The organism is Candidatus Pantoea carbekii (assembly GCF_000971765.1).
In the GTDB taxonomy this organism is placed as follows: domain Bacteria; phylum Pseudomonadota; class Gammaproteobacteria; order Enterobacterales; family Enterobacteriaceae; genus Pantoea_A; species Pantoea_A carbekii.
In genome coordinates this window covers 1,002,501-1,028,659 of record NZ_CP010907.1, presented here as the reverse complement: position 1 = coordinate 1,028,659, position 26,159 = coordinate 1,002,501, and the positions used below count along the sequence as shown (strand labels likewise).

Here is a 26,159-nt window from a genome sequence, read left to right as displayed (position 1 = left end):
AGAAGAATAATTCTCTTTACTTTTTTAGTATTTTCTATCCAGTTATGTCTGCTATTTGCTGCTTTTATTAAGATATACTTAAAACAATTTAAAATTCTAAAGTACTATACTATCTTTCACAATATCTTTTGCATTATTGTTGAAATATAATTCATTCGTGATTTATTTAGATTTTAAAATTACTAAATACCATGCTTAAAAAAATGAACCAATTATACGCTGTTTAATGACGAATATGGATTATCAATCATTGATTGTATAGAATGTACTAAAAAGTAATTACGTAATCCTTTATAAATAGACTGTGCAATTTTTTTCTGATATATCTTAGTATTAATTAATCTTGCTTCTCTGCTGTTACTAATAAAACCTATTTCAACAAGTAAAGAAGGAATATCGGGTGAACGTAATATTCCAAGACTTGCATGTTGTGGTAAACGTTTATGCAACGATGTAACATAATTTAATTGCTGTAAAACCTTTAAAGCAACTTCGTAACCGACCCGTTTTGAATAATCAAATTGTAAATCGAGTATAGTCTGGCTAAGATATTGATCAATTTGTCTATTTATTAACAAAGCACCTAGACCACCCAATAACTTTAATTGCTTTTCTTTTTTTGCTAACAAATGGGCCATTTCAATTTTAGCACGACGATTTGATAGTACCCACACTGATGCTCCTGTTACTGAATGATTATGTGCAGAATCGACATGGATTGAAATAAGAAAATTAGCGTGTGATTTACGTGCTATCTCAGATCTACCCTTGACTGAAATAAAATAGTCACCATTGCGCGTTAATATTCCCTTAAATATATTATCTCGATCCATCAACGCTTTCAATTTGCGTGCAATGACAATAGTTATATTTTTTTCATGTAGACCTTTTTGGCTAGAAGCACCGGGATCCTGACCGCCGTGACCTGCATCAATCGCTACAATTACTAAATTACGATGTCTTCTTACCTTTTTTTTAAAATTATACAATGTATTGTCAATAAATCTTGTAGAAATTAGTTTATTATAGAATATCTTACGATATTTAAAATGTTCTATGTTACTTGAGATCTTTTGTAACTTTCTATTAGGTCTAATTCGTTCAATAGCGTGAATCTTAAATGTCATTCGGTAAGCATGATTTTTGTGTATAATTTTGACATATGTCTTTGCTTTGTGAGTAAGTTCAAAAATTAAACGGATTTTTTGCTTACTTTTTAAGCGACTGTTGCGAATGCGTTGGATGATATTTTTACCCTTAAAATGATATGGCAAACCTGTAATCATGCCGTTTTGGCGCATATCTAATACTAGGCAATAAGGATGATCTCGTAAGAAAAAAAAATATGTCGGCTTGCCTTTAAAATTTAAAGTTATTTCCGCTAAAGTATCACTATTTTCTACATTGATACCGTATAAAATAGCAGCAAAAATAGAATTTGAGAAGGAGCATAAGATTATTAACAGAAAAATTTTTATCCTTAACATTAAAACAAATCCTTAATTCTTTTAAATTTTCTTATTATTATTTTTCCCTCTTTTGATAGCGAAAAAATCTCAGCTTCTCGTATTGTATTGACGTAACGCAAAGTTAATACTAAATCGGGTTCAGGTAATATGCCTATTCCTAATTGTGGCCATTCTACTAAACATAATGCATTACTATTAAAATAATCATGAATACCTATAAATTCTAATTCTTCTATATTATTCAGCCTATATAAGTCAAAATGATATAATGTTATACTACCTAAATAGTAAGATTCTACCAGTGTATAAGTAGGACTTTTAACATGCCCATTATAGCCAAATGCGCGTAGAAAACCACGACTAAACGTGGTTTTACCTGTACCTAAATCGCCGTATAGATACATCATTAAAACTTTATCGCAAACGCAACCTAGTTTCATACCTAGATTTAACGTTGAGATTTCATTAGGTAAAGTAATAATACAAGCGTTCATATTTGAAATTTTTCAGTGATCTCTGTCTCTGGATTAACAAACTGCCACATTAGTTTTAATAGATCAGTGGCTAACATGCCTCGCATACCTCGCTGATGGCAAACTGCATCTGCTGTTGCGCCATGAACGACACAACCAGCATAAGCTGCTTCAATTAATTTTAATTTTTGGCTTAAAAAAGATGCAATTATACCACTTAATATATCACCCATGCCTGCAGTAGCCATACCTGCATTGCCTACATCAATAATAACCACATTGCCTGTTTCGCTAACAATTACCGTACCTGCACCCTTAAGCACTATTACACCTCCATATCGTTGTGCTAGAGTTTTGGCAGAATATATAAGATCATTCTCAATTTCACTTATGCTAACGTTTAATAGACGTGCTGCTTCACCAATGTGTGGAGTGATGATTCGATTCTGACGGTTATCATGATTTCTGGCTAACCAATTAAGTGCATCAGCGTCCCAAATCATCGGCTTTTTATTTTTATTACCTGAAACTATTTTCAAAGCTTTCTGACCCCATTTACGCTGACCTAAACCAGGACCAATACCAATTACATCTGCCCATGCTAATGCCTTTTTTAAAAGTTTTTCATTTAGTATATCTACCATGAGTTCCGGCCGAGCTGTAAGAATAGGTGTAACATTATTTTCATGTGTTAAGACATAGACAAGACCGGCACCACTACGTAGAGCTGCCTCTGCAGTCATGCGGATAGCGCCTGCTGTACCAAGATCACCTCCAATTAACAACAAACGACCATTATCACCTTTATGCATACTACTTCTACGTGGTTTAATCCAACGCACTAAATCTTGTTCACTATACCTTATAATAGGTGCTTTGATGTTCGTAAGCAAAATAGCTAAACCCAAATCATGATAATGTAAAACACCAACATAATCGCGAGCTTTTCCAATTAATTGTCCTGGTTTAAGCGCCAATATACTCAATGTATGGTTCGCAATAACTGCTACGCCTGGTGTTATACCATTGTTAGCCATTAGACCAGAAGGTATATCGACAGCTAGCACTGGTGCACAATGCGCATTAATCATATTAATAATATGATTATAAGGTGCTATTGGTGCTCTATTTATACCTGTTCCCAGTAATGCATCTATGATAAGATCGATGTTTTCAGGCCATATAATATCAGGATCGTAAATCATGCCTCCGGCTGATAACCACGCGTTACGTGCCATATTGGCTTCTTGATTTACGAGATTAGAACTACTGTTACATGAAAGTAGTGTTATGTTAATTCCAGCTGCCTGTGCGAGTCGTGCAATGACATAACCATCACCACCATTATTTCCATGCCCACATGCAATTAACCAATGCCTTGCTTCGGGCCATTGTGCTCGTGCTAATTCATAACAGGCTTGTCCTGCACGTAGCATTAATTCATACATGGTAATGCCTAGAGTATCAATCGCTTTACACTCTAATTCTTTTACTGTTTTTACATTAAATACAGATTGTGGTAAATTGCTCCTATCAAAATTTATTGATTGCTTTACCATATCAGGATAATCTCTTGTTTTTTATAAAAATTAATATGTTGCCGTTTTTATAATAATAAATTTTTATCATAATGTCAGTAACACTTAAATATGAATAATATGTACTGTATCAGTTATTAATTATTTTCTTAAATTTGCTAATTTTAATTTTAAAAAAATATTATGAATTTCATTGTAATGTAATTAAAGAAAATTTTCTTAAAAAATTTAAAATATTCAATAACTAAAATTTCATATTGTTATTCATAGTCAGTATATCATTATGTACATGAAAGATCGAATCTTATATATGAGAGATAGATTATAAAATCTATTATATAAAATAAAACTGCCAGTTAATATTCTCATATTTTCACTATATACACAGGTGTTTTGTATTACTAACATCGTCTAGTACTCAAATAAGCGAGTAAATGCGACAATGTGAATATTTTTATATTATTAATAATATTACATACGTAGTAATAGAGTGCTACTATGCTAGGCATTATTTTATAATGATTGCTTAAAATTTTTATATATTTAATATATCTTTAAATTTTAAATTGAAATACCTTAATATCATGTGATCATCATTTAATTTTATTAAATTTGTAAAAAATTCTTTCTATAGTAAGACAACTCAGCTAATGATTCACGTATATCATCTAATGCGTTATGATTATTAAATTTTTTAAGGTTTTTTAGAATTTGAGGTTTCCATAAACGTGCTAATTCTTTGAGAGTACTAACATCGAGATAACGATAGTGAAAATAAGCTTCTAATGTAGGCATATATTTAAATAAGAATCGGCGATCTTGACCGACACTATTTCCACAAATTGGTGAGGTTCCTTCTTTAACCCATTGTTTTAAAAATTTAATAGTCGTTTCTTCTGCTCTATGAATATTATACTTGCTTGATGCAACACGATCTAATAATCCACTACTAGTATGAACGCGTATATTCCAGGTATCCATCATGGTTAGTTGTTCTTGAGATTGATATACTGCAAGGACTGGGCCTTCTGCAAGAATTTCGAGGTCAGAATTAGTTACTAATGTAGCAATTTCAATAATTCGGGCATATTCTGGATTTAAACCCGTCATTTCTAAATCTATCCAAATTAAATTGTTTTTTTTTTGATTTTTCATAGTCCTCTCATAAGCTATGCACCATAATATTCATTATAGTTTAATTCATAATTTTTTTATATTTCACTTTATCAATTACATTCTAAATTTAAGTAATTCAATCCTAAAAATAAAATAAAATTACAAACTAATACGCATTTTAAAATAGCAAAAATTTTTTAATTAATAAAAAAATTGTACTCGTTAAATCTGTCAGTCCTTTCAAAAATATTGAGAATTACGCAAATGAAATTATTGAATATTGATTACTAAATAATGCGATATTATTATTTGATACGAAATTAATATAGTAATCTAATTAGATTATAAATAAACAATTCTGATTATTAGGCATTTAAGTAGTTCTTTATTTAAAATCGAGACTTTAAATTAGTACCTAAATATTGTAATACACACCTCAATGTTCTTGTATGTTATTTCAACATACTAATTTAACCTATTAAAATTATATTGAATGTTAAATAATATATAAATATATTTTATAATATAAAGATATTTATCTTATATTACACTGTAAAAAACATTATTAAAAAAATTTATATTTTTTGATAAAGTTAATACACCAACGTAATATTTATGGTGTTTATCATAATCAATATTACAGTCTATTTATTTTTTTGAAAGATCTGTCACTCAAACTTGGAGGATTCAGTGTTTGATCGTTTTCGTATTGTTCTGAATTATTTTTTACCTAAAAAATGGTTAACTAGACTTGCGGGAAAGGCAGCAAATTATAAAGGTGGCTGGCTTACGAAAAAAATTATTGATATTTTTGTTCGTTTTTATGCAATTAATATCAGAGAAGCGGATAATTATAATACAGCTAGTTATGATACATTTAACGATTTTTTTATACGTCGGTTAAAAAAAGATGCACGACGTATCAATTCTAATAATTGCTTTTTAGTTATGCCAGCGGACGGTTCTATTAGCCAACTAGGTCATATTAAAGGCGATCAAATTTTTCAAGCAAAAGGTTTGTACTATAACTTAGCAGGCCTTTTAGCCGGTAATAACGCACTGGCATCTCATTTTTTAAATGGTATATTTATCAATATTTATCTTTCACCTCAAGATTATCATCGCGTACATATGCCGTGTAGAGGTGTGTTGAGCGAAATGATCTATATTCCTGGTAGATTATACTCAGTAAATCCTATCAGCACTCGCAATATCCCCAATCTTTTTTGCTGTAATGAACGTGTGATTTGTGTCTTTCATACTGATTATGGCTTAATGGTACAAATCCTTATCGGAGCGACTATAATAGGTAGTATAGAAACAGTTTGGGCTGGAACTGTAACTTCACCGCATAAAGATATAGCCAAACATTGGCATTATCCAACAGCTGATCATAAAGATGCGATAATTCTATTAAAAGGTGATGAAATGGGTTGTTTCAAACTTGGTTCAACAGTAATTAATTTATTTACACCTAATACTATAAAGCTAATAAAAAATCTGAAACCAGAAGATAAAATCTATTTTGGTCAACCTTTAGCAGTGGCATTATCTCAACATATTAACATTCTTCACGTTTCATAAAATAATTTTGAGAAATTCTTTAGTGTATGCTTTTTTATGTTTACTATTATTTTTTATGTTTAGCACATCTGCTGCTTACGAAAATGTTCCGAGTATAAGTCAACTTGAACAGGAGTTAAGCATAGCCAAATCTGCTAAAAATACTCTTTTTCAAAATGAGCAAATTCAATCTATAGAATCAGCTCTCAAGTTTCTTTCTGAAAGAGATGAATCCATTGAACTTACTAAACAGTATCAACAAGTCATTGATGATTTTCCTAAATTAATAAGTGAATTACGACAACAGATTATTAATTTAAATGGCAAAACTAAAATAGTGCATGATAACATGAATCATGCAGAACTAGATCAGGAGATGCTGCAAGTAAGCAGTCAACTCTTGGAAGAAAGTCGCCAAGCACAGCAAGAACAAGATCGCGCACGTGAGATTAGTAATTCATTATCGCAATTACCACAGCAACAAACTGAAGCACGACGGGCTATGGTAGATAGCGAACACCGTATAAAAAAAGGCTTAATATCTTTAAATACACCATTAGCTCAGGCAAAAATATACGCACATCAAGCAGAAAATGCCGCTAATAAAGCACATTTAGATGCATTGGAATTAGCCCAATTGTCAGCAAATAATCGACAAGAACTAGCTCGCATGCGTTCTGAAGTACATCAAAAAAAAATGGTCCAGTTAGACAACTATTTACAGAAACTACGTAATCAACTTAATAATCAACGTCAACATGAAGCTGAATTAGCACTCGAACGTACTGAACAACTAGCTGAGAATACTAAGAATTTACCGCATTTAATCGGCGATCAATTTCGTGTTAATCGTGAGTTATCTTCTGATCTTAATCAGCAAGCAGAACGTATGGATTTAGTTTCCTCTCGACAGCGCTTAGCCACAAATCAAATTTTACAGGTATTACAGGTATTAAGTACACTACGTGAACAATCGCAGTTTTTAAGTGCATCTAATCTATTAGGTGAAGCATTACGTGCACAGGTATCTCGCTTACCCGAAGTCCCCAAGTCACAACAAATCGATAACGAGATGGGTGAACTCCGCGTTCAAAGACTACGTTATGAAAATTTGATTGATCGTCAACATGTATTGCAAAAAGAGAAGCAGGATCATGGTAGATTTTTTACCAAAGAACAAAAAAAGCTTCTTAAAGCTCAACTTAAAATTCAGCATGAATTATTAAATTCATTGATTTCTGGTTGTGATACATTAATTTTAGAAATCACTAAGCTGAAAGTATCAAATACGCAATTACAAGATGCATTAAGTGAAGTTAAAGAAGCAACGCATCGTTATCTTTTTTGGACAGCAGATGTCAGATCAATAGGATTTGATTATCCTGTTCAAGTTGTTCAGGATTTAAGGCGTTTATTATCGCTAGATACCTTAGATCAAGTTGGTAAATCTTTAGTAATGATGTTTACTAGAAAAGAAACAGTGCTTCCAATTATTGGTGCGAGTTTATTGGTTGGTATAAGTATTAGTTCGCGCCGACATTATAATGATTTTATTGCACGTGCCGCTAACCGAGTGGGAAAAGTTACACAGGATCATTTCGGTCTGACATTACGTACTGTATTTTGGTCGATTTTGGTTGCTTTGCCATTACCTGTTCTTTGGGCAACACTAGGCTATGGGTTACAACATGCCTGGCCTTATCCGTTTGCTATGGCTATTGGAGAGGGAATTACTGCTACCCTGCCATTGCTCTGGGCATTTATGATTAGTGCTTCCTTTGCTCGTCATGATGGATTATTTTTGGTGCATTTCCGTTGGCCTCAAATGAGTGTAGTTCGTGCTACACGTTACTATTCACTTACGGTTGGCTTGATTGTACCATTAATTATGCTATTAATTACTTTTGCTCATTTAGACGATGCACAATTTTCTGCATCGCTTGGTCGTCTGTGTTTTATGCTAATTTGTGGTGCACTTAGTATTGTTACTGTTAGTTTGAAACGTTCTGGTATACCACTCTATCTCGATGAAGAAGGAAATGGCGATAATCTTGTTAACCGTATTTTATGGAATATAATGATAGGTATTCCACTTCTTGCAGCACTTGCCTCTGGAATTGGATATTTAACAACAGCACAAGCATTGTTAGCGCGTTTGGAAACCTCTGTTGGAATTTGGTTTTTTCTATTAATTGTCTATTATATTATTCGTCGATGGATGTTAATTCAACGACGTCGAATTGCTTTTGACCGTGCTCGTCAACGACGTGCTGAGATCTTAGCAAATCGTGCACGCAGTGAAGAAGCAAAAGAACAGCAAATGCAAAATAATTCTGATACTATTGAAATTGAAGAGCCGGTTATCGATCTTGATGAGATTAGTGCTCAATCGTTACGTCTTGTGCGTTCGATCCTCACACTGATAGCTTTTGTATCCGTAATTGCATTATGGTCAGAAATCCATTCTGCCTTTAGTTTTTTGGATAATATTGAGCTATGGGATGCTAGTACTACCATTCAAGGTGTAAAAAGTTTGCAACCTATTACACTAGGTGCTGTCATAATAGCTATTTTAGTACTGATCATTACCACTCAATTGGTACGTAATATGCCTGCATTATTGGAATTAGTTCTGTTACAACATATTAATTTATCACCAGGCACAGGTTATGCTATTACAACGTTGACTAAATATCTATTAATGTTACTTGGTAGTTTAATTGGGTTTTCAATGATTGGTATTGAATGGTCAAAGTTGCAATGGCTTGTAGCAGCTTTAGGATTAGGATTAGGTTTTGGTTTACAAGAAATTTTTGCTAATTTTATCTCTGGTTTAATTATTTTATTTGAAAAACCGATTCGTATTAATGATACGGTAACAATTCGCGATCTCACAGGAAATATTACACGTATCAATACACGTGCTACCACGATTACTGACTGGGATCGAAAAGAAATTATTGTTCCTAATAAGGCATTTATTACAGAACAATTTGTTAATTGGTCACTTTCGGACTCGGTCACACGAGTAGTGCTTACTATTCCAGCACCGGCGAATATAAATAGTAATAAAATAACAAAACTGCTTAAAGAAGCAGCCGCTCATTGTACATATGTGCTGAATACGCCTATGCCCGATGTGTTTCTTGTTGATTTACAACAAGGGATTCAATTATTTGAATTACGTGTATATGCAGCTGAAATGGGACATAGAATGCCATTACGTCATGAATTACATCAATTAATTTTGCACGGTTTTGAAAAAAATAATATTGAAATGCCATTTCCACCATTTCAAATACGTATTGAAAATATCGAACAAAAAGCAGGAGTTGCTAATAATAGCATATCTTCTACAAATCAAGTTTTTAAATCTGGTAGTTTATGATTATCAATTAATCAAAAGGTAGATTTTTATCTTACAAATTCTTCACCTTGCTTAATTTCTTTTTTCAATGTTTCTAACATGTTGTTAAGTGTTAGTTGTTCAAATGTACTTAATACTCCAATAGGAAGATATTCAGCGATACCATTTTCGTCTAATAATAACGGTTGTGCAAAAAAATTTGTATATTCTCCATTTCCTTCTACATAGGCGCATTCTACTATGTTTTTTTCTCCTCTTAGTGCACGGACTAAAGAGAGGCTAAAACGTGCTGCTGCGTGACTCATAGATAACGTTGCCGAACCCGCCCCTGCTTTTGCTTTTACAACTTCACTGCCCGCATTTTGAATACGTCTCGTGAGATCAATGACTTCTTGATTGCTAAAATGTATATTTTTTATTTGTGATAATAATGGTAGAATGGTAATACCGGAATGTCCACCGATAACTGAAACTTCAATCTCTGTTGGTTGTTTATTCTTACACTGTGCAACAAAAGTATTTGCTCGCATGATATCTAGTGTAGAAATACCAAAAAGTCGCTTTTTATCATATACTCCTGCTTTTTTTAATACCTTTGCCGCAACCACTACCATACTGTTTATTGGATTAGTTATAATGCCAATTAATGCTTTCGGTGCAATACTAGCAACTTGATTCATTAAATCATAAATAATTTTTGCATTAACATGAAAGAGATCAGCACGATCCATACCTGGTTTTCGCGCTATACCTGCTGAAATTAGTACTATATTTGCATCTCGCAAAGCCGGTATAGCATATGCTCCATTAAAACCTTCAACCTTGACCCCTGTAGGGATATGATTTAAATCAATAGCTAAACCAGGAATTACTGATGTAATATCATATAAAGAAAGAGATGAACCTGAGGGTAATTGAATTTTCAGCAATAAAGAAAGTGTTTGGCCAATACCACCAGCAGCACCGAGAAGAGTAATTTTCATTTGAATTCCCTTGATTATTGATCATAATAGATAAGGTTAAAGAGAGCATTACATATATTAAATGACTTATGTAAAAAATAGTTATAGTACTAATAATAAAATTATACTAGTTTAATTATCAAAAATTTTGTAATGATTGTCTCTTCTTCAATTTCTATAATGCTATTCATATAATATGATAAATTTGATAACGATGTTTAACATTTTTTATTAGAAATAATAATTATATTTTTAATTTTAAAAATATAATTATTATTTCTAATAAAAAACTTGCAATGATATGTATCTATTTTTCCAAAATATCTTAAATATGTTAATTAAATTTACTAAGTTATACGAAAATCTAAGAAGAATGTTCATTCTATCTGCTGATTCTAAAAATATTTTTAATATAAATGCTAGTAGTAATATTTTGCTTAGATACGGATTGAGGTATTAAACTAAATATAAAAATTACTAAATTTATATTTAATATGCATGTTGAGAATGACACAATTCATTGTTAGCCTTTTAAAATATATTGAGTAAGAAAAAAATACGCATGTTCTAGAATTAAATCATATAATTAGAAGTTGAATTTTAGTTAAGCAGTATTAAACTTGTAATAGTTAGTAAAAAATTTTTACTTTGATATGATTTGTATACATTGTATGCAATAAAAACATAATTTTTATTACTATATGTCAACTATGTTAATACAGAATCAACTCATTACAGTATTATCTAATTTATAGAGTTAGTATGATTTCAAAGTTATTTTTTTTAAGATCTTTTTCTAAGAATCTAAGAATTATAATATATTTATACGTGGCAAATCTATGAAGAATAGATGATTAACAATAAACCATGTTGAGTATATATAACACGCAAGATTAGCAAAAAATAAAGTAATTAATGAGTTCGTGAAATATATAATTTTTTATAATCATGTAATCAACATGAGATATTATTAAAGTAATTGAAATACAATCTATAACTTTTAATATAATTTAATATTAAATTATATTGAAAATTTCAATAAGTATTAATTATTAAATAAAAAATTAAGTTACGATTTTTATATAAGATTTTTTTGATATTTTTTTAATATAAATACGATATATTGTACCGCTGCTTTTGCACTTTCGGTTGCATTATGGTATCTTAATTGTTCTTGATAGAGAATTAGCATTTTTAAAAGAACTTTGAAATGATAAATACGTTTTTTACAATTAACAGTAGAAGTAATGTAGTTGATCCTACAACCAATTTGATAGAGATAAATTGATAAATCAGTATTAATTGGCATTTCAACATTATAAAAATACTGATATCCAATAATAAATTTTAGTGCTATATAGTGTTTTTTAAGATCTCTAGGAAAATTTTCTATAAAAAGCAACAATTGTTTATATAAGGTTATCAAACGATTTTCACGATTAACCATTTTATAATTAATCATTTCCATTAATGTAATACACATAAATGAGTTGACTAATTGATGATCAGTAAATCTTTTAGATTTGTTGCAAATTAATATAATGACTACTATTGCTAAGCAACTACCTAGACACTGTCCTATTGCATTATTAAAAAATACATTAAATTTAAATTTCATGGGATTAGATAATCCCAATGAATTAATCATACCGATTAACGATCCTAATGTACCAATTTGACGACATTGTATAAAAATACCACCGATAAAACCTAATATACCAATAGCAATAAAAAGTAAAAAAATGCTTTGTTGTGTAGCAGGAAGAAGATAGCAAAAATACAGCATGCTTAATGGAATAGATAGTACCATGCCGTATAAAAAATCTTTCGCTATCATTATCGGATTTGGCATACACATAGCCAGAGTAATAACTACTGCTAACATTACTACAAATCCGCCACCAGCTTTCCAACCTGTATAAAGCCAAAATATTAAACTCAACGCAACTATTAAAAAGGCATACAGCGAGTTAATCATTATATGACGACTTTCAAGGCATCTTGTCTCTAGGATTACAATATTATCTAAAATACTTTTTTCTAGCGGATTGATACTACTATTATTTTTTAATTTACCAATAAAAAACAAATATTTTATTATCGTATTAAACCAGCTTGTTATTATTTGTGGCATTGTGTTTCTTTTTATAGAAATCATTTTGTACATTAATTTAATATATTTTTGTGCATCATTTATATTATTCACTTTTTTTGTGCATAAGGTATAAAAAAAAGATGATACGTAATAGTTATTTTGATTTGAAAAATTTTCAGCAAGATGGGTAAGAAGAGTTAAAGATAGTACATTAAGCATTTTCAGACGACGGCTAGTAATCTTCCAACGAATGCATTCCATCATTAGTTGACTCCGTCTGTCATTTAATGAAATAGTACGACATGCTAAGCTATACCAGGCTGCTTTGATTTTTTTTTTATTTTTATTATCTATAAAATAAAGTTGAAATAATCTGCAATGTTTAACTAATAAGTCATCAATTTCTTGATGAACAAATTTTTTCATTGATCTAGTTGCGAAAATTCTATCCGAAAACATAGCAGATCCAATACCTAATAAAATTTCATTACAACGATCTACTACAAATTGTGGTGCAACTGTTAAGTTGCCAGTGCTATTGGCACTGATAACAATGATTAGAACAGTATAACCAGCTAAACTTAGAGCATATACATTTTCAACTTTAATTAAAGAAGCAAGCCAAATAGATGAGCCTACGCATAAACAACATAATAACAACATTACAACTGGTGCTCGAACTGTAAAAATAATAATAACAAATGCTGCAATGCAACCAATGATAGTGCCGATAATACGTAGTATACTTCGGTAACGTAAAGTCCCTGAGTAAGGATTACCGCCTGTATCGAAAGCAACACTTCCTACTACAATAGTAGTAGTTATTAGTGCCCAACGTGATGTTCCAAAATCAAGATACAGGCTTAATATAAGTGATAATAACAATGAAAAGGTTAATTTTACGGGAAAACGTAAAAAATCTATCACCACATAATCTCCATCCTTAACCAAATTCATGTAATCGATTAAAGAATTGTATCATCATAGGGACTATTTTAGTTCGAGGAGCTTTGACACCATGAATCATTACAGTAGCAGTTGTCCCTGCCACAAAATGTTTTTCTAATTGTTTATCGAGATGAATACGTACTGGAACACGCTGTGCTAAACGTACCCATTCAATATTTGAGTCAATATTAGCCATACCTTTACTGTCTATACTGCTACTGCTATTAGTTATACCTGCTGCAATACTGTCAACAGTTCCATGAAGTATAATGTTGCTACCTAATGGGATAATATCAGCACGAAGACCTGGATGCACACCATATAATTTCGTTTCTTCCATATATGCTTGCACATAAAATGAACGCTGTTGTATTAATGCAACGGCAACGGAACCACGAGTAATAAACTCACCTTGATAGACGTTAAGGTTGGTTATCCAACCATCAGAGGGTGCTCTAATAGTAGTATGATTTAGATCAATCAATGCTAAATCACGTGTAGCTACTGCTTTTAGTAACTGACATTTGTTAGCTAATAGATCATTGTAAGCCTGTTCAAAATTTTTACAGGATAAAATCGCATGATTAACTTGATTAGATTGCATTAATTTTAAATTTTTTTTTACTAAAGCTCGGTAATATGCAACATTAGCTTGAGCTTTATCAAGTACTTTTTGATAACGAAGACAATCAATTAAAAATATTGTGTCCCCTTTTTTTACTAATTGATTATCACGGACTCTTACATCAGTGATAAATCCTGTTACGTCAGGTGAAATAGCTATGATTTTAGCAGAAAATTTAGCGTTACGCGTCCAAGGTGACTCAGTGTAGAAAATCCAGATTCGAAAGATAATGACCGCGGTAGTAATAATTAAAGTATATATCATTATGTAGCGCGCGATTTTTTTTGCTAGAGTTAGTACTTTCACTTCAATCCTCCAACAAAATAGTTGAACAGTATAGGGTATATATGCTATATAATTAAAGATAATCAACAGAACATCAATATTGGTATATTTAATTATATCTTTAGATAATTAGCATCATTTTATAACATCATTAGTACTTATTTAGGTAGTATTAAATTATATATAAAGGTAAGATGTTTTCTTAAACAGATGATTTTTAAAAGACCATCATAATATAATAGTAAATTTGTAACGATATATTTTGGAATGATTATAGTTATGATGAATCATTTTAATTAGTTCCACCTATCGTAAGTTTATCCAATTTTAAAGTAGGTTGGCCTACACTTACTGGTACACTTTGTCCTTCTTTTCCGCAAATTCCAATCCCTTTATCGAATACTAAATCATTACCAAGCATTGAAATATTTTGCATTACTTCAATACCTGATCCTATCAACATAGCATGTTTAACTGGTTTGGTAACTTTACCTTTTTCAATCAAATATGCCTCTGATGTAGAAAATACAAATTTACCAGAAGTAATATCGACTTGACCACCAGCAAAGTTTGTCGCATAAAGCCCATAGTCAACACTTTCAATAATTTCTTGAGGAGTAGATTTACCAGCTAGCATGTAAGTATTTGTCATACGTGGCATCGGTAGATGAGCATAAGATTCGCGACGACCATTACCTGTTGGTTTCATCGTCATTAAATATGCATTAAGTTTATCATGCATATACCCTTTTAAAATACCATTCTCAATAAGAACATTGTATTGACCTGGTACACCTTCATCATCCACTGCTACTGAACCACATAAACCTTTAATAGTACCATCATCAACTATAGTACAGAGTTCAGAAGCTACTAATTTTCCTATATTACCACTAAAAACTGACGTTGCTCTTCGATTAAAATCACCTTCCAAACCATGGCCAACTGCCTCATGTAATAGTATTCCAGGCCAACCTGCACCTAATACCACAGGAAAAAGACCAGCCGGTGCAGAAATTGCAGAAAGATTTATTAGAGCTATACGCACTGCTTCATGTGCTAACACATCAGCACGTACATCACCATTTTCGTCATTCAAAAAAAATTCGTAACCAGTTCGCGCACCGCTACCACTCGAACCTGATTCTCGTTTATTGCCATATTCTACTTGCACGTTAATTGATAAGCGCACTAAGGGACGTACATCAGTCGCTAATGTGCCGTCCGTTGATGCAATTAATACTTGTTCGTATACACCACTTAAGTTTACATAAACTTCTTTTACACATGGATCAATAGAACGAGCTACTTTATCAATGCGATATAACAAGGCAATTTTATCTTCGCACTGTAAACTATCCAGTGGGTTAATAGACGCATAAAGAGAATTTTTCAATACATTTTCTAGCGAGACACATATTTTAGAATCACCTTGCTCATTTACAATGCTACGTGCAGCGTCGACCGACTCTTGTAAAGCATGCATGCTAATTTGATCAGAATAAGCAAATCCTGTTTTTTCCCCGCTGATAGCACGAACACCAATACCTTGATCAAGATGGTAGGAACCATCTTTAATAATTTTATCTTCTAACACCCACGATTCATGTAAACTAGACTGAAAATAAAGATCACCATAGTCTATTCGACGTTCGGCAAGCTTTTCTAGCGAGCAAGAAAGGTTGTGATTATTAATATTATTAACAGTTAATAACTGTTCATGTACTAAACTTAAAGTCATTTTTTTCACTCATAATTGAATATAATTAACCATATAAATGTAGCAAATTGTATATAATAATATATTGCTTAACTTATTTCAGTTATCTGATATAAGTAATTTGATATACATTTAAGTGCAAATAAACTAAGAATATGCGCAATAATACCTAATATTATAAAAATAGCTGATTGACCTAATTTAAATTAGCGCTATATTGCTATATTAAGGTATCAAAATATATGTAATATTTAAAATAGTTTTTATAACCATTATCCATTATGCTGATATATTAATTGATAAAAAATTGAAATTAGATTTTTATTTTAGATTTCATAATATGCGCATAGTATGTCATCTTAAGTTTGTTAAAAAAAACAATAGTAACTTTACTATATGATGTATAAACGTATTTAACAATGCGTAGTATTTTTCTAATTCTAAACTTCCTAAAAAATGCTTTATTTTTAATATAAGTTATATCGATGAAGAATTTTGCTTAATAATAAAAAAATCCAAGGCCAAAGTATGCCATTTATAACGCTACTTAAAAGCATTTCTGGTTGAAAGGTAAGATTAACAACTAAAAACTCTGAACTAAAAACAATGATTTTTTCTAAAATAGAAAGTAATGACACTATTAATGCTTGCTGCCATAACGCCAAAGTTTTAAATGCATTATTTTTAAAAGCAACTACATACGCAATAATACTAAACGATAAAGCGTGTATACCAAGTGTAGACCCTTCTAATAAATCAATAACTACACCTAATAAAAAACCAGAACCTACATTGATTTGATGTGGTATTATTAAGACCCAATAAATAAGAATTAGCAAACACCAAAAAGGTCGAAACATATGAATTTCTTGTGGGTATGATATAGATTGTAAAATTAGAGCAATACAAAAAGACAACCAAATAACCCAATTTTTACAATTATAATATTGCGTCAAAACTAATTACCGTACATGTTTATAGGAATATTGTTTTTAGATAATTTTTTTAAAAAATAAAAAAATCTATTTTTTATAGATCATTCTTGCTAAATTGTTTAATACCTATTAATGAATTCTATCAAGTGATAATGCGTCATTATTTCTATGCTTAGGATTCCATAATAATAAATAACGAAGACATTGCAAATTAACTATCGGATGTGCATGAATAATCGCAAAAGCACTTTTTTGATCATTCATTTCCACTGAAGAAACAAAAGCTACAGGGTAACCTTCAGGAAAACGACTACCGAGTCCTGAGGTAACTAATAAATCACCAACTTGAACATCTGCATGATTAGGTAAATGTTCTATATGTAAATCTTTATTGTAACCCTTACCAACCGCTATAGCTTGAAAGGCATTACGAAATATTTGAATTGGTAATGCATGTGATACATCACAAATTAACAACACACGGCTAGTTATACTATTTACTCCAGCTACTTGTCCTATAACACCTTTATCATTAATAACTGGTTCACCTTCGTACACGCCATGCATGCTTCCTTTATTAATAATAATCTGAGCAGTAGAAGAACTAGTACTCATAGAAATTACTTGAGCCACCATTTTTTTTTCGCCTTGACGTAAAGGTAATCCAAGCAAATTTCTAAGATTTGCATTTTCCTGTTGATATTGCTTTAGCATAAGTAAATCACTGTTTTTCAAAAAAAGATCATGTCGTAGTGCTTCATTTTCCAATTTGAGATCTTGTTGAGAAGTTAATATCTCAGAAATAATATCAAATAATTGTTTTGATCCATTAGCTAAAAAATAAAATATACTCACCGATGTGCCCAAAAAAGATCGGATGTAAGTAAAACAGCTAACACGGCTATCAACAACAATAATGGTAATAGCCATTATTATAGCCAGAAAAAGACGCTGTAAAGAAGGCCCTCTCTTAAAAAATGGTTTAACAATCATTACAGACACGATGTCCTATATATTTTATAGAATGTAAGCAACTAAAAAATTATTACTCTTCGCTAAACAAATCACCTCCATGCATATCTATCATTTCTAAAGCTTTTCCTCCGCCACGTGCCACACAAGTTAAAGGATCTTCGGCTACTACAACCGGAATACCTGTTTCTTCCATTAATAAACTATCTAAATTACGTAGTAGAGCACCACCTCCTGTTAGAACCATACCTCGCTCAGAAATATCCGATGCAAGCTCCGGTGGGCACTGCTCTAATGCAACCATTACAGCACTTACTATACCACTTAATGGTTCTTGTAATGCTTCTAAAATTTCATTGGAATTTAATGTAAAACTACGCGGAACACCTTCTGCTAGATTACGGCCTCGTACTTCTATTTCTCGCATTTTATCTCCTGGATACGCGGAAGCAATTTCATGTTTAATACGCTCTGCAGTCGCCTCACCAATTAGCGAACCGTAATTACGACGCACGTAGTTAATGAGTGCTTCGTCAAATCGATCACCACCAATGCGCACAGAAGAAGAATACACAACACCGTTTAATGAAATAACAGCTACTTCAGTAGTGCCTCCACCAATATCAACAACCATTGAACCAGTCGCCTCCGAAACTGGTAGACCAGCACCAATTGCTGCAGCCATGGGTTCTTCAATTAAAAAAACTTCCCGCGCACCTGCGCCTTGCGCAGATTCGCGTATTGCACGACGTTCAACTTGCGTTGCACCGACAGGAACGCATACCAATACTCTTGGACTAGGACGTAAGAAATTGTTACTATGCACTTGTTTAATAAAATGCTGAAGCATCTTTTCAGTTACAAAGAAATCGGCAATAACGCCATCTTTCATAGGACGAATAGCCGCAATATTGCCCGGTGTGCGACCTAGCATTTGCTTTGCATTATAACCAACAGCGGCTACACTTTTTGGAGAACCTGCTCGATCTTGACGAATAGCAACAACGGAAGGTTCGTTTAGCACGATCCCTTGTCCTTTTACATAAATAAGGGTATTAGCGGTACCCAAATCAATGGATAAATCATTAGAAAACATGCCGCGAAATTTCTTAAACATACTAACCAATAATCCTAAAAACTGGCAGAGAAAAAACCCACTTTATTTAGTCATTAAATAAAGTGATTACAAGGCATGCTATTTTTAAAAATATCCTAAGCATATATAAAATTTGTTGTGTTTACTTACATATTTAGCATTTCATCCTTATTAAGTTGATTAACATGTCAATTTAATTTTTAAAAGAGATTCCTTAAATTAAAGATCAATATTACGCTTTAAATAAACTATATAAATCTTAGCAGAAATAATCATAAGTAATATCAGTTAACAATATACTTTAAGATCCTAAAAGACAACAATATTTCGAATTTAATTTTAAAAAAAACCACCGGATAATTGTAGCACAAAAAAATCACTTTTTCTATATATTAGCATCTGTAAGATTTATAATGACACGAAAAACGTTAAATTATTTATTATACATATTTTCAAATTTAATTAAGATATTTTACTATCAGCTAATAAATTAAAATCAATAAAAAAAATAAAATTGAAATTATAATCAAACGTATAATAAATTGCTTAATATATAAGTTATAATCGTCAATATTAAGTAATACAATATATTCTAATATCTAACAAAAATATGAAGTCGAAATTATACATACAGTGAACTACCTAATAAAAATACTAATTGATTTGGTTCAGCTATCTTCCTTTTTTTCTAATTGTTAATAAAGATATACAAAATATACAAAATTTTTAAATCCCGATAAATTAATAGAATAGCAATAATACTAATTAAAGCTAAATGTTTCTTACTTCAAATTTCTTAATCTACTGGAATTTTCATACGTTTACTTTATGTAAAATTAAATTACAGTATTAATTTTATGTAACCCAATATTAAATTGTATGTTTAGTAAATAAAATATGCTTTACGACAGCGAATATATTATACACTTGCTATTTTGTGGATATGCCTAAAGCTACTAAAAAATATGTAAGATAAGAATGCTTAAACTTACATTTAATAATTAAATTAGTTTTTAAGAATTTTATTAAATAAAGTTGTTAAAATTGTTATAGTTAGGACGAATTACTATCAAAATAAATAAGGCGCATATGAAAATTACACCTATCATGATTTGGATAATTAATTTATTTATTAGATTCAATGAATTTGTTTTATATGCACAGGTCTCATTCAGTAGTAAAATATAATACAAAATTCATAAATATTTAATTTTGTAAAAAACCTTTTAAATAAGATAGATAGAGTAAAAAAAGATATCTATAATCATTAATTACTATCTTAATTCATTGTAGGAGATAGCAGTAAAATGGCTTACAAATTTCATATATTACTTTTAAACGGACCTAATCTAAATCTACTCGGAATACGTGAAACTGATAAATATGGTGATACAAATTTACCAGCTATAGTTAATGATTTAACCCACAAAGCTAATCAACATAATGTAAAATTGATTCATTTACAATCAAATTCTGAAGGTGAACTTATTGATTGTATCCAGTCAGCTCGAAGTAATAACATAGATTATATAATTATTAATGCTGCTGCATTCACACATACCAGTATTGCGTTACGTGATGCATTATTAGCAGTAAAAATTCCTTTCATTGAAGTGCACCTTTCCAATATATATGCACGCGAATTATTTCGCAATCATTCTTATCTTTCTGACATATCTGAAGGAATTATATGTGGACTTGGTAGTGATGGATACATATGGGCTTTAGAAACTGCAATTAAACGCCTATTAAATTCCTATTAATGGAGTATGGAAACATATTCATGGATATTCGTAAAATTAAGAAATTAATTAAATTAGTAGAAATATCTGGTATTACTGAGCTAGAAATTTCTGACGGCCAAGAATCTATTCGTATCAGCCGTTCATCTGGTAACTTTAATTATCCTATTATACAAAAAAATTATGCTACATCTGGAGTGCCACGAGCATCTTGCACGGTAACAAACACTCCTGTAGTAAGTGAAAAAATTCAACAGCAAATCAGCGAATACATTGTACGCTCTCCTATGGTTGGTACATTTTATCGAACTTCTCATGCAGAAAGTAAAAGTTTTATAGAAATTGGTCAAAAAGTCAATGTAGGTGATATTTTATGTATTGTTGAAGCAATGAAAATGATGAATCAGATCGAGGCTGATAAATCAGGTATTATAAAATCGATCTTAGTAGAAAATGGACAACCAGTTGAATTTGATGAACCTTTGATGGTCATCGAATAACGAGGTACAAACATGCTGGATAAAATTTTAATTGCTAATCGAGGTGAAATTGCATTGCGTATTTTACGTGCTTGTAAAGAATTAGGTATTAAAACCGTAGCAGTATATTCTACAGTAGATCGCGAGTTAAAACATGTACTATTAGCAGATGAAGCTATTTGTATTGGGCCACCTCAATCAATTAAAAGTTATCTCAATATACCTGCTTTAATCTCTGCTGCTGAAATTACCGGTGCAGTTGCAATCCATCCTGGTTATGGTTTCCTTTCTGAAAACGCTGATTTTGCTGAACAGGTGGAACGTTCTGGTTTTATATTTATTGGACCAAAAGCAGATACTATACGTTTAATGGGAGATAAAGTTTCTGCTATCGATGCAATGAAAAAAGTAGGTTTACCTACTATCCCTGGTTCTAATGGCCCTTTACCTGAAGATATGAAAAAAAATTTTGCACTTGCAAAACAAATTGGCTATCCAGTAATTATCAAAGCATCCAGTGGCGGTGGTGGTCGTGGAATGCGAGTTGTTTGTACTGAACAAGAATTGGAGGACTCTATTCATATAACTAAAACAGAGGCAAAAGCTATTTTTCATAATGATATTGTTTATATGGAGAAATACCTTAATAACCCTCGCCATATAGAAATTCAAATACTGGCTGACGGGCAAGGTAATGCTATCTATCTAGCAGATCGTGATTGCTCGATGCAACGACGACATCAAAAAGTACTTGAAGAAGCACCTGCTCTAGGCATTACATCAGATCTGAGATCTTATATTGGTGAACGTTGCTCAACTGCCTGTATCAAAATTGGTTATCGCGGCGCAGGTACCTTTGAGTTTCTATACGAAAATGATAATTTTTACTTCATGGAAATGAATACTCGTATTCAGGTAGAACATCCAGTCACTGAAATGATCACTGGGATAGAATTAATTAAAGAACAACTTCGTATTGCCGCAGGTCAACCATTATCGATTAAGCAAGACGCTGTAGTCATACGCGGTCATGCAGTAGAATGTCGCATCAACGCTGAAGACCCTCAAACTTTTTTGCCTAGTCCAGGAAAGATTACCCGTTTTCATGCACCAGGTGGGTTTGGTGTACGCTGGGAATCACATATATATTCCGGTTATAGTGTTCCACCATACTATGATTCAATGATTGGCAAACTAATCACGTATGGCGAAAATCGTAGCATAGCAATCTCTCGGATGAAAAATGCTCTAGCAGAATTAATTATTGATGGTATTAAAACTAATATTGAATTGCAATTAAAAATCATGTTTGATAAAAATTTTAATCATGGTTGTACTGATATTCATTATTTAGAACGTAAACTCAATTTATAAAACAATACTTACTATTAGTAAATTTTATAAAATTTTTATTAAGAGTAACATGTTATATTTAAACAAGTTAATTGAATGCTTTATACTTAGTGTTTTTTATTTAAATAAATTAACGTTTGTTTATTATGCATATAATTCTATATGTAAATGAACAGAGGAGGTTTATAAAAATGCAAATGAATGTTTTTATGTTTGGATGTTTCATTATTTACTAATTAATAAATTGAAAAATATTGCTATATTTTCATAAAAAATTAACAAGAATAAATAAAGAACATAATACAAGATGTTGTGTTAGCTTGATTTGTCAGTCTATTTTAAACTTAATATAAAAAACACTGAAATTTTAAAAGAATATTTCCATCTATGTTAGTATTATGAGTACTAATTCAATATATAGAGAAGAAATGTTACCTAAAATATGCTAATGGAGATGGAGGATTATGATATCGTTTTCTTATTTTATTTAAACGAAAGATAGATTAAATGTTTGATGAACGACGAAGATCTGATTTATCAAAAGTAACAAAATATATTTTTCAAATTAACAAAGATAACAAATAAAAACTTAAAATATATAAAGCACTGGTCATCTTTTCAATTCATTTCAGATAAATCGTAAATTGATTGGTATAGGTATAACATTTTAGATCTATTTAAAAACCCAATAATTTTATATCAAATATTTTAAGTATAATATAATCGCTTCATTGTTCTTGTAAAGCATGCTTTACAAGAACAATGAAGCGATTTTGTAATACAATACTAGCAATTTATTTTCTGTATGCCTGGCAGTTCCCTACTCTCGCATGGGGAAGCCCCACACTACCATTGGCGCTACGGCATTTCACTTCTGAGTTCGGCATGGGATCAGGTGGGTCTACCGTGCTAAATCTACCAAGCAAATTTTTATTTAACTTAACTTTTATATTATAAGTGCAATATACTAAATTGTCAACATAGTACCATTGCAATGTATATGAATAAGCAAAATTTCTCTGCTATCACTAAAAACCTCTGGTGTTGTAAGGTTAAGTCTCACGGGATATTAGTACTGGTTAGCTCAATACATCACTGTACTTACACACCCAGCCTATCAACGTCGTCGTCTTCAACATCCCTTCAGAAGGTTTAAAACCTCAGGGAGAACTCATCTTGGGGCAAGTTTCGCGCTTAGATGCTTTCAGCACTTATCTTTTCCGCACATAGCTACCGGGCAATGCCATTGGCATGACAACCCGAACACCAGCGGTGCGTTCACTTCGGTCCTCTCGTACTAGAAGCAACCCCCCTCAATTCTCCAACGCCCACGGCAGATAGGGACCGAACTGTCTCACGACGTTCTAAACCCAGCTCGCGTACCACTTTAAACGGCGAACAGCCGTACCCTTGGGACCTGCTTCAGCCCCAGGATGTGATGAGCCGACATCGAGGTGCCAAACACCGCCGTCGATATGAACTCTTGGGCGGTATCAGCCTGTTATCCCCGGAGTACCTTTTATCCGTTGAGCGATGGCCCTTCCATTCAGAACCACCGGATCACTATGACCTGCTTTCGCATCTGCTCGAACCGTCGCTCTCGCAGTTAAGCTGGCTTATGCCATTGCACTAACCTCCTGATGTCCGACCAGGATTAGCCAACCTTTGTGCTCCTCCGTTACTCTTTAGGAGGAGACCGCCCCAGTCAAACTACCCACCAGACACTGTCTGCAACCCGGATTACGGGTCTACATTAGAACATCAAGCATTAAAGGGTGGTATTTCAAGGTCGGCTCCACATAAACTGGCGTCTATGTTTCAAAGCCTCCCACCTATCCTACACATTAAGACTCAATATTCAGTATCAAGCTATAGTAAAGGTTCACGGGGTCTTTCCGTCTTGCCGCGGGTACACTGCATCTTCACAGCAATTTCAATTTCACTGAGTCTCGGGTGGAGACAGTCTGGCCATCATTACGCCATTCGTGCAGGTCGGAACTTACCCGACAAGGAATTTCGCTACCTTAGGACCGTTATAGTTACGGCCGCCGTTTACCGGGGCTTCAATCCAGAGCTTCCCCTTACGGTTTACCCCATCAATTAACCTTCCGGCACCGGGCAGGCGTCACACCGTATACGTCCACTTTCGTGTTTGCACAGTGCTGTGTTTTTAATAAACAGTTGCAGCCAGCTAGTATCTTCGACTGGTTTCGACCTTAGGAGTACATCCCTTGACCTAATACCAGTGTGCCTTTTCCCGAAGTTACGGCACCATTTTGCCTAGTTCCTTCACCCGAGTTCTCTCAAGCGCCTTGGTATTCTCTACCTGACCACCTGTGTCGGTTTAGGGTACGATTTCATATTATCTGAAGCTTAGAGGCTTTTCTTGGAAGCATGGCATAAATTACTTCATCACCTTAGTGACTCGTCATCACGCCTCAGCTTTAACTTTCCGGATTTGCCTAAAAAGTCAGCCTACACGCTTGAACTGGGACAACCGTCGCCCAGATAATCTAGCCTTCTCCGTCCCCCCTTCGCAATAACATCAAGTACAGGAATATTAACCTGTTTCCCATCGACTACGCTTTTCAGCCTCACCTTAGGGGTCGACTCACCCTGCCCCGATTAACGTAGGACAGGAACCCTTAGTCTTCCGGCGAGTGGGTTTTTCACCCACTTTATCGTTACTCATGTCAGCATTCGCACTTCTGATACCTCCAGCAGACTTCACAGTCCACCTTCAACAGCTTACAGAACGCTCCCCTACCCAACAATACACATGGTGTACTATTGCCGCAGCTTCGGTACACGATTTAGCCCCGTTACATCTTCCGCGCAGGCCGACTCGACCAGTGAGCTATTACGCTTTCTTTAAATGATGGCTGCTTCTAAGCCAACATCCTGGCTGTCTATGCCTTCCCACATCGTTTCCCACTTAATCATGATTTTGGGACCTTAGCTGGCGGTCTGGGTTGTTTCCCTTTTCACGACGGACGTTAGCACCCGCCGTGTGTCTCCCGTGGTACCATTCTTTGGTATTCGTAGTTTGCATTGGCTTGGTAAGTTGAGATAACCCCCTAACCAAAACAGTGCTCTACCCCCAAAGATGAATTCACGAGGCGCTACCTAAATAGCTTTCGGGGAGAACCAGCTATCTCCCGGTTTGATTGGCCTTTCACCCCTAGCCACAGGTCATCCGCTAATTTTTCAACATTAGTCGGTTCGGTCCTCCAGTTAGTGTTACCCAACCTTCAACCTGCCCATGGCTAGATCACCGGGTTTCGGGTCTATACCCTGCAACTCAACGCCCAGTTAAGACTCGGTTTCCCTACGGCTCCCCTATACGGTTAACCTTGCTACAGAATATAAGTCGCTGACCCATTATACAAAAGGTACGCAGTCACACACTAATATAATGTGC

The 26,159-nt window shown here is 32.9% G+C and carries 15 protein-coding genes, 2 rRNA genes and 1 pseudogene (1 of these 18 only partly in view); 5 read left to right on the top strand and 13 right to left on the bottom strand.

The window, feature by feature from the left end; all coding sequences use genetic code 11:
- Nucleotides 1-212 precede the first annotated feature (212 nt).
- The 4 genes from BMSBPS_RS03735 to orn all read right to left on the bottom strand — a co-directional run bounded on the left by BMSBPS_RS03735 (nucleotide 213) and on the right by orn (nucleotide 4,635).
- A complete protein-coding gene (locus tag BMSBPS_RS03735; protein ID WP_022564264.1) occupies nucleotides 213-1,487 on the bottom strand; it encodes an N-acetylmuramoyl-L-alanine amidase in 1,275 nt (424 codons plus the stop codon).
- Entirely contained in the window at nucleotides 1,487-1,963 is a 477-nt protein-coding gene (tsaE, locus tag BMSBPS_RS03730) for a tRNA (adenosine(37)-N6)-threonylcarbamoyltransferase complex ATPase subunit type 1 TsaE (protein ID WP_022564263.1), read from the bottom strand. Before tsaE ends, BMSBPS_RS03735 begins: the two co-directional genes overlap by 1 nt.
- A complete protein-coding gene (nnr, locus tag BMSBPS_RS03725; RefSeq protein ID WP_046201185.1) occupies nucleotides 1,960-3,501 on the bottom strand; it encodes a bifunctional ADP-dependent NAD(P)H-hydrate dehydratase/NAD(P)H-hydrate epimerase in 1,542 nt (513 codons plus the stop codon). Before nnr ends, tsaE begins: the two co-directional genes overlap by 4 nt.
- Nucleotides 3,502-4,086: 585 nt before the next feature.
- A complete protein-coding gene (orn, locus tag BMSBPS_RS03720; RefSeq protein ID WP_022564261.1) occupies nucleotides 4,087-4,635 on the bottom strand; it encodes an oligoribonuclease in 549 nt (182 codons plus the stop codon).
- Between the two features lie 651 nt (nucleotides 4,636-5,286).
- Between orn and asd the strand changes: the two genes are divergently transcribed.
- Entirely contained in the window at nucleotides 5,287-6,180 is an 894-nt protein-coding gene (asd, locus tag BMSBPS_RS03715) for an archaetidylserine decarboxylase (RefSeq protein ID WP_022564260.1), read from the top strand.
- A gap of 22 nt (nucleotides 6,181-6,202) precedes the next feature.
- On the top strand, nucleotides 6,203-9,547 hold the full coding sequence (gene mscM, locus BMSBPS_RS03710) for a miniconductance mechanosensitive channel MscM (protein WP_071880135.1): 3,345 nt from the start codon (nucleotides 6,203-6,205) through the stop codon (nucleotides 9,545-9,547).
- A 26-nt stretch (nucleotides 9,548-9,573) separates the two neighbouring features.
- Here the strand turns inward: mscM and mdh are convergent, their stop codons facing one another.
- The 7 genes and pseudogenes from mdh to mreB form a co-directional block, all read right to left on the bottom strand.
- Nucleotides 9,574-10,509 carry a malate dehydrogenase gene (gene mdh, locus BMSBPS_RS03705; RefSeq protein ID WP_022564258.1) on the bottom strand — a complete coding sequence of 312 codons (936 nt, stop codon included), beginning with the start codon at nucleotides 10,507-10,509 and terminating at the stop codon, nucleotides 9,574-9,576.
- A 1,057-nt stretch (nucleotides 10,510-11,566) separates the two neighbouring features.
- Complete coding sequence (locus BMSBPS_RS03700; protein ID WP_046201220.1) at nucleotides 11,567-13,510, bottom strand: FUSC family protein; 1,944 nt, start codon at nucleotides 13,508-13,510, stop codon at nucleotides 11,567-11,569.
- Nucleotides 13,511-13,526: 16 nt separating this feature from the next.
- Entirely contained in the window at nucleotides 13,527-14,420 is an 894-nt protein-coding gene (aaeA, locus tag BMSBPS_RS03695) for a p-hydroxybenzoic acid efflux pump subunit AaeA (protein WP_044170071.1), read from the bottom strand.
- Between the two features lie 313 nt (nucleotides 14,421-14,733).
- Nucleotides 14,734-16,182, bottom strand: a complete 1,449-nt coding sequence (gene tldD / locus BMSBPS_RS03690) for a metalloprotease TldD (protein WP_022564255.1) — start codon at nucleotides 16,180-16,182, stop codon at nucleotides 14,734-14,736.
- Nucleotides 16,183-16,628: 446 nt separating this feature from the next.
- On the bottom strand, nucleotides 16,629-17,117 hold the full coding sequence (gene mreD / locus BMSBPS_RS03685) for a rod shape-determining protein MreD (RefSeq protein ID WP_022564254.1): 489 nt from the start codon (nucleotides 17,115-17,117) through the stop codon (nucleotides 16,629-16,631).
- A gap of 111 nt (nucleotides 17,118-17,228) precedes the next feature.
- Nucleotides 17,229-18,089: pseudogene (gene mreC / locus BMSBPS_RS03680) on the bottom strand (rod shape-determining protein MreC); the annotation flags it as partial.
- A gap of 52 nt (nucleotides 18,090-18,141) precedes the next feature.
- A complete protein-coding gene (mreB, locus tag BMSBPS_RS03675) occupies nucleotides 18,142-19,185 on the bottom strand; it encodes a rod shape-determining protein MreB (protein ID WP_022564252.1) in 1,044 nt (347 codons plus the stop codon).
- Between the two features lie 1,286 nt (nucleotides 19,186-20,471).
- On the opposite strand from mreB, the gene aroQ reads away from it, so the two are divergent.
- Genes aroQ through accC form a run of 3 tightly spaced genes read left to right on the top strand, consistent with a single transcriptional unit; the run spans nucleotide 20,472 to nucleotide 22,759 of the window.
- Nucleotides 20,472-20,927 (top strand): type II 3-dehydroquinate dehydratase, encoded by a 456-nt coding sequence (aroQ, locus tag BMSBPS_RS03670; RefSeq protein WP_022564251.1) that lies wholly within the window; start codon nucleotides 20,472-20,474, stop codon nucleotides 20,925-20,927.
- Between the two features lie 20 nt (nucleotides 20,928-20,947).
- The gene (gene accB / locus BMSBPS_RS03665) at nucleotides 20,948-21,406 is read left to right on the top strand and encodes an acetyl-CoA carboxylase biotin carboxyl carrier protein (protein WP_044169956.1); all 459 of its coding nucleotides are present in this window, start codon (nucleotides 20,948-20,950) and stop codon (nucleotides 21,404-21,406) included.
- Nucleotides 21,407-21,418: 12 nt separating this feature from the next.
- Nucleotides 21,419-22,759 carry an acetyl-CoA carboxylase biotin carboxylase subunit gene (gene accC / locus BMSBPS_RS03660; protein ID WP_022564249.1) on the top strand — a complete coding sequence of 447 codons (1,341 nt, stop codon included), beginning with the start codon at nucleotides 21,419-21,421 and terminating at the stop codon, nucleotides 22,757-22,759.
- Between the two features lie 786 nt (nucleotides 22,760-23,545).
- Here accC and rrf read toward each other — a convergent pair.
- Together rrf and BMSBPS_RS03650 are read right to left on the bottom strand one after the other, a co-directional pair.
- Nucleotides 23,546-23,661, bottom strand: a 5S ribosomal RNA gene (gene rrf, locus BMSBPS_RS03655).
- 125 nt (nucleotides 23,662-23,786) lie between these two features.
- Nucleotides 23,787-26,159, bottom strand: a 23S ribosomal RNA gene (locus BMSBPS_RS03650) (it continues 540 nt past the right edge of the window).